The sequence below is a fragment of the Indolivaga macrotermitis genome, from assembly GCF_900128985.1.
In the GTDB taxonomy this organism is placed as follows: Bacteria; Bacteroidota; Bacteroidia; order Bacteroidales; family Dysgonomonadaceae; genus Dysgonomonas_A; species Dysgonomonas_A macrotermitis.
The window spans coordinates 118,938-125,117 of record NZ_FQUC01000012.1 but is presented as its reverse complement, the minus strand read 5'-3'; the positions used below and the strand labels follow the sequence as shown (position 1 = coordinate 125,117).

The 6,180-nt window shown below is 37.2% G+C and carries 5 protein-coding genes and 1 rRNA gene; 3 read left to right on the top strand and 3 right to left on the bottom strand.

All coding sequences use genetic code 11. The features are described from left to right. Window positions 1-86 (top strand): 5S ribosomal RNA (gene rrf, locus BUC12_RS14860); the annotation flags it as partial. Between the two features lie 325 nt (window positions 87-411). Beyond that, window positions 412-819, top strand: coding sequence for a hypothetical protein (locus tag BUC12_RS14855; RefSeq protein WP_062180679.1), 408 nt, complete (start codon window positions 412-414; stop codon window positions 817-819). 86 nt (window positions 820-905) lie between these two features. On the opposite strand, the gene BUC12_RS14850 is transcribed toward BUC12_RS14855, so the two are convergent. Together BUC12_RS14850 and BUC12_RS14845 are read right to left on the bottom strand one after the other, a co-directional pair. After that, a complete protein-coding gene (locus tag BUC12_RS14850) occupies window positions 906-1,163 on the bottom strand; it encodes a GlsB/YeaQ/YmgE family stress response membrane protein (RefSeq protein WP_062180682.1) in 258 nt (85 codons plus the stop codon). Window positions 1,164-1,248: 85 nt separating this feature from the next. Next, window positions 1,249-3,615: a glycoside hydrolase family 127 protein gene (locus BUC12_RS14845; protein WP_062180685.1), complete on the bottom strand. Its 2,367-nt coding sequence runs from the start codon at window positions 3,613-3,615 to the stop codon at window positions 1,249-1,251. Between the two features lie 584 nt (window positions 3,616-4,199). On the opposite strand from BUC12_RS14845, the gene BUC12_RS14840 reads away from it, so the two are divergent. Beyond that, window positions 4,200-5,303 carry a glycosyltransferase family 4 protein gene (locus tag BUC12_RS14840; protein ID WP_062180688.1) on the top strand — a complete coding sequence of 368 codons (1,104 nt, stop codon included), beginning with the start codon at window positions 4,200-4,202 and terminating at the stop codon, window positions 5,301-5,303. 10 nt (window positions 5,304-5,313) lie between these two features. On the opposite strand, the gene BUC12_RS14835 is transcribed toward BUC12_RS14840, so the two are convergent. Continuing rightward, the gene (locus BUC12_RS14835) at window positions 5,314-6,123 is read right to left on the bottom strand and encodes a glycosyltransferase family 2 protein (protein WP_070808591.1); all 810 of its coding nucleotides are present in this window, start codon (window positions 6,121-6,123) and stop codon (window positions 5,314-5,316) included. Between the last annotated feature and the right edge of the window lie 57 nt (window positions 6,124-6,180).

Sequence of the window (6,180 nt, the reverse complement as noted above, 5' to 3'; positions counted from 1 at the left end):
CACCTCTTCCCATTCCGAACAGAGAAGTTAAGCCCAACCACGCCGATGGTACTGCAGTTTTGTGGGAGAGTAGGTAACCGCCATCTTTTTTATAATAAAGTCCCGTAAGTTATTATGCTTACGGGACTTTATTGTTTTATGGGGCTTATTGACATATACCCCTACATCATCACTAAAGGAGCCAGTAAAAGCAAAGCATTATTCATAAGTGTGTAATTCTGTTATCATTTACACTCTACTGTTAAAAATAATCTATATCGAAACAATATATTATCTGTGCTGTTTAATAGATATAGTCATAGCTCTACAATAACGTCTGAATATTTGAAAATCCCAAATAGTTAATTATGATTTTATCTTTTGTGCAGTTTATACTGTGCAGATCTATTGTTTAATGTAATATATTGGATTATGAGAAATAGGTTATTAGTAAGTATATTAATGGGAGTTATTCTATTTTATACATCTTGTAGTAATGATGACGATGATGCACCGTTTTTAGGAGCTAATGTCAAAGTCACAGTTAAAAATCTTGCCGGAGTTGAGCAAAAAGATGTTGTCGTTTATATGTTTAAAGAATTGGAACCGGATGAATCTACAGATCCCGGATCTGCTACTAAAACTGAAACTACCAATGATGAAGGTATAGCTTATTTCAAGTTGAACCTCACCGAGCTTAATATTACAGAGTCTAAAACAAATCTATACTTTGCTGTTTATTACAAGGTAGGTGATGATCTGATCTTGAAGGCAGGGGATGAGTCCGTTGTTGTGAAAAGAAATGACGAGAAAAGCATCACAATAACTATTCCTATCTGATCATATGGACATTAGTATAATACAAAAAAGAATCCTGATCCAATAATGATCAGGATTCTTTTTTGTATTATATCTAAATTACAATGTTATACATTCTTTTTCTTAAAGAGTGAAATGACCCATAAAAGAACAACGGCTCCGATTACAGACATGATTAGTACGCCGAAAATACCTCCGGTACCAATACCAAGTAACCCGTAAATCCAACCACCTAAAATACTACCGATAAGCCCAACAATAAGGTTAACGATAAATCCGAATCCATGACCTTTCATCAACCATCCGGCAACAGCTCCTGCTATTACTCCTATTATTATTGACCATAAAATACCTAATCCTCCCATTTCTTTACAATTTAAGTTTGAATTAAAAATGATTTCTATGAGTATAAAACAGTGTAATTAATGGAAATGTTCATTCGAACTACTGTCATTCGCTTAGTATACGTATCTCAGCTATCTGCGCTGTCTTCGAACCTGCTTTTGCGATGATCTTTATTTCCAATGGGTTTAGTCCAGTTGAGACGGATGGTATTATTAAACGGTCTGTAATAATCTTATCTCCATCTTTGCCATCCAGAGATTTAGAAACAAGTACTTGTCCGTTGATTATAATGTCAAATTCGCAGGCTCTGTCCTTATTAAAATATTTCAGGTATAAAGTTTTTGCAATTTTATTTTCGTTTTTTAATTGATAGCTAAACCAACCTTTGGCTTCGCGCCAATGTATGTCTTCTGTAAATCCGGTTGTAGATTCCTGGTACTTTATAAAATGATCGGATTCGGGTTGTTGCTCTCCACATACAACTTTGTCAATAGTAATACGATCAAGAATAATTCGTTCTTGTTCTTCTGCTTCTATATGTTTTTGGATATTCAGAGCTTCGGCTTCTGTAGCTTGAGGCCAGTAAATAATATATCTGGAGTCGTGGAGACGAAAGAAAGGTATTAATTCCATTCCCTCTTTGTATTTTTCAGAATATAGTCCGTTGAGCTTAAAAGTTAGAGGTCTTCCTTCAACAGGTTTAACTTGTGTGGTTAGTTGATCAGGATTACCAACAATTATAGGAGCATCTTTCAGAGGAACCTGAGGTCCTTTGGCTATATGTCCTCCACGACTATCGTCGGCGAAAAGACCATCCATGTTATCAGCATTCGTTTTTGCGGCTAAAATAACAGGACCATACGAGAATGCATAATAATTAGACTTATCAGGTAACTGTTCCGTAGATAGGTGCATTGGCATTTCCACTACTACTTTGTCTCCTTTATTCCATTTGCGGCTGATGGTTATATATCCATCTTTGCCCGGCGATAATGCTTCAGGTGTTCCATTCACTGAAACTTTTAATGTATTAGGCTGAACCCATTGCGGATAACGCACTTTTAGATTGAAGTTAATTGCTTCATCGGGGTTTATGATAATTGATGTGGAGGCTTCATCCGGAAAATTATTTGATTGGGTAATTTCAGTGTTTTTCTCTTTCCATTTTAAGATAGACGGAATGAATAAATTGATGTACAGATCATTGTCGGTATGCGCATAGATCATTTCCCCATATTTGGCATGATTCTCCAGCCCGGAACCCACACAGCACCAAAAACTTGTTTGAGGCTGGGAGTATACCCTGTAATGCCCCGGACGCATCTGTGTAAAATATACAAACCCACCTTGAGTAGGATGTTGCGTAGATAATATATGGTTATACAGAGCCTTTTCGTAATAGTCGATATATTTCTTATCTAAAGATGTTTGGTATAACATCTTAGATAATCGTAGCATATTGTAGGTATTACATGTTTCGGGGCCTTCTATACTCTTTATAACCCTTGAAAAATCATTTGTAGGATTGAAATGTTCTCCCACACTGTTTCCCCCTATAGCAACAGAACGGTTTTCGACAACTGTTTCCCAGAAGAAGCGTGAAGCGTCATCCCACGATTTGTTTCCATCTATATCAGCAATTCTTTTATAGCCAAGTACTTTGGGTATTTGCGTATTGGCATGCATGCCGGTTAGTCTATCTTCATGTGCGATAAGAGGCTGAAGTATTATCTGGTGAGAAAATTTACGAGCCAAGTCCAAATATTTCTTGTCTCCGGTAATGGCAGCTACATCAGCGAATGTTTCGTTCAGGCCGCCATGCTCGCTCCGAAGCATGTCTTGTATTTGGTCTTCATTCAGTTGCGATACAAGTTTTATAGCCCAGTCGGTCATTTTGATAAGCATTTCTTTAGCCTCCTCGTTATGGGCATAGAGATATGCATCGCGTAATCCGGCATATGTTTTGTGTATATTATAGAGAGGAACCCATTTTCCGTTTAAGTCAAATCCCCCGGCTTTGATATTTCCTTTGCTCACTTCTTCCCAAATTACTTTGCCTCCGGGTACGCCTCCTATATATCCGTTACCGTTGGCATCCTGACACCTTTTCAGTTCACTTATCATGTAATCGAGCCGGTCTTTTATTTGAGAATCATTTGTAGAAGCATACATTAGTGATAGTGCCGAGACATAGTGCCCTCCGATATGTCCATCCAATCCGGTATTCTCCCAGTTAGTATAGCTTTCTGCTTTCTGGGGAAGCCCTGCTTCCCGGAGGAATGGTGCTAATAAGCGGTTGGCGTCCAGTTCGAGCATGTAGCGGCGATCCAGATCCTGAGCTTGTCTGAAGGAACTATCCAATAGTCGTACATCTTCTAAATTGAATACTTCAACCTTTTGTTCAATTTGTGCAGATGAATGAGCCGTGTAAGCCAATAATAAGATAATTAGGCAATAAAAGTATTTTTTCATGGATAAGTATTTAGGTTTGGTGTTTTCAAATATAGTAAAATTTACGAATATAAACGTATCGGGTACACTTATTTATTCCGGATACGAAGTAATTTGTTTTTGTAATTAATATCAATCAGTAATCGAAGACGTTCTTTCTTTTGCTGTAGTGGTCTTTATAGAAAGGTGACGGTGACTAAACAAAGGTGACATTCGGCTGTTACCTGAGTGTTACTTTTGTTACCTTGCTATTTTGCTGGACATCAGATGAATATCTTTTCTAAAGTGACAAAGGTGACAAAAGTGACACCATTTTTGAATATTTTTTTTCATTCTTCGCCTTTGATTCTTTTCAACTTCAATATATCAAAGATCTCTCTTCATAATAGATAAAAATAAAAGGGATTTGTAATTGAGAGAAGTGCTTTAATCATTGTTTATTTGCTAAAACGTGCTTTTGGTTGACAGTTGTAAGCGAAACCTTGCACAAGCATAAGAGTGTTTTTTAGCCTTAGCTACTGATTCGTATTATTAACTGTTTTATATCAGTTGTTTATAGTGTTAATTATTTAGCCTTTTATTACTATATTTGCAAAAAAGAACGGATGAAAATTGTTTATGTCGTTTATGGATATACGAATCCGGGCGGTACTGAACGTGTTTTAGCTACAAAAGCCAATTATTTTGCCGAAAAAGGCCATCAGGTAAGTATTGTTTCTTTGAAGAAAGAAACAGAGAATCCTTTTTTCAGCTTCTCCCCACTTATCTCTTTTTACAATTTAGATATCCCTACATCCGATAAGAAATATAAACAGGTATTTATAGATAAGGTTACTGAGTTATTTAAACAAATTCAGCCGGATATTGCCTTAACTATGGGATTCGGGCTTACAATTTACTTGAGTGAAGTAAAAGATAAAAGTAAGAAGATATTCGAATATCATTTCTCTAAATATAAAAGAAAATTTGAACTAGCTGCTTTTGATAAGTATGCTATGGGGCGTTTTCTTACAGATATGTATAGTTTGAAAAGGAACAAGGTGGTACGTAAATATGACTGTTTTGTTGTTTTGACAGATGAAGATAAACAATCGTGGCGAAATATACCTAATATAGAGGTCATAGCCAATCCACGGGCATTTGTTCCGTCCAATTATTCGGAATTGACGACAAAAAGGGCTATTGCTGTTGGAAGGCATACTTACCAAAAAGGATTTGAATCCCTTATTGATATATGGTCTGATATAACTACAAAATACCCTGATTGGAAACTCGTTATATTCGGAAGTGGTAAAAAGAAAGAAAGATTAGAGAAACAGATTAAAAGCCTCGGGATTACAGGTGCTGTAGAATTACTGCCCCCGACCCAGAACGTCGAGGAGGAATATAAAAACAGCTCTGTATATGTAATGACTTCAAAATACGAAGGCTTGCCTTTGGTTCTGATGGAAGCAATGTCGTGCGGATTACCGGCAGTAAGCTATGCCTGCAAATGTGGGCCCGGTGAAATAATAACGGACGAAGAAGATGGATTCTTAGTGAAACCGGGCGATAAAAAGGCGTTCATAGAGAAGCTTTCTCTGCTATTCGAAAACCGCGAACTCCAAAAAAGAATGGGACAACTGGCTGCCGAAAATATGCAACGTTATAATGTAGAGGATATCATGCCTCTGTGGATAAAGTTGTTCGAGAAGCTTCACTCTGCTTAAGAGAAGCCTTTCATTTGCTTAGATACTGGTCAATACCTGTTTCGCAGCGTATTACTCCTTTTTCTTTTTGTTCTTTCTGGTACTTTTTATTATTCTCCAGATTGTACATGTGTTTGTCTTCGTGCCAAAGATGATATACAATACCGGCAAATTTCAGATTTCTTTTGCCTAAGCCGTACTTATGTAGCCGTGTAACGAAGTCACCATCTTCGGAACCCCATCCTACAAATTTTTCGTCATAGCCATTTACGGCTATAAAATCTTCCTTCCAGAATGACATATTGCAACCCAGAGCTTTCGTTGAATTTTTTCTGTAGCGGGGAGCCAGATATGCAGATAGCTTTTTTGAACGGAATGCATTTTCAGGCTTACTTTCGATGCCTCTTGTCCAGAAATGTATTCTTCTGGATACTCCGGATTGGCAGACATCTTCGGTTAATTTGCGTCCTAGATTTACTCTCCCTCCTTTTATATATAACCCTTTTTGGGCAAATCTCATATGGTCTTCGACAAACTGGGGCGAAAGCATAACATCCCCATCTATTTCGATAATGTAGTCTCCGGTAGAGTTGGCTACACTTTTGTTCCTGATCTTAGCCAGTTGGAAGCCTTCATCTTCTTGCCAAACATGGATAATAGGTATAGGGAAATTTTTCTTGATCTTTTCTATCGTTTCTTTCGTATCATCTCTTGATCCGTCATCGCCGATAACTATCTCGTCGGGTAATAATGTCTGATATTTTACACTGTCTAAACAAACCGACAGCGCGTCCGGCCTATTATAGGTAGAGACTAATAGTGTTATTTTTATATTTTGCATAAAAGGTCTTTGTTAGTATGTTTGTTCTTAGTGTATAGCTAGTTTGATATTCAGGAT

Coding starts and splice junctions, on each gene's coding strand:
- BUC12_RS14850 (WP_062180682.1), bottom strand. CDS start 1,163: ATGGGAGGATTAGGTATTTTATGGTCAATAATAATAGGAGTAATAGCA.
- BUC12_RS14855 (WP_062180679.1), top strand. CDS start 412: ATGAGAAATAGGTTATTAGTAAGTATATTAATGGGAGTTATTCTATTT.
- BUC12_RS14835 (WP_070808591.1), bottom strand. CDS start 6,123: ATGCAAAATATAAAAATAACACTATTAGTCTCTACCTATAATAGGCCG.
- BUC12_RS14845 (WP_062180685.1), bottom strand. CDS start 3,615: ATGAAAAAATACTTTTATTGCCTAATTATCTTATTATTGGCTTACACG.
- BUC12_RS14840 (WP_062180688.1), top strand. CDS start 4,200: ATGAAAATTGTTTATGTCGTTTATGGATATACGAATCCGGGCGGTACT.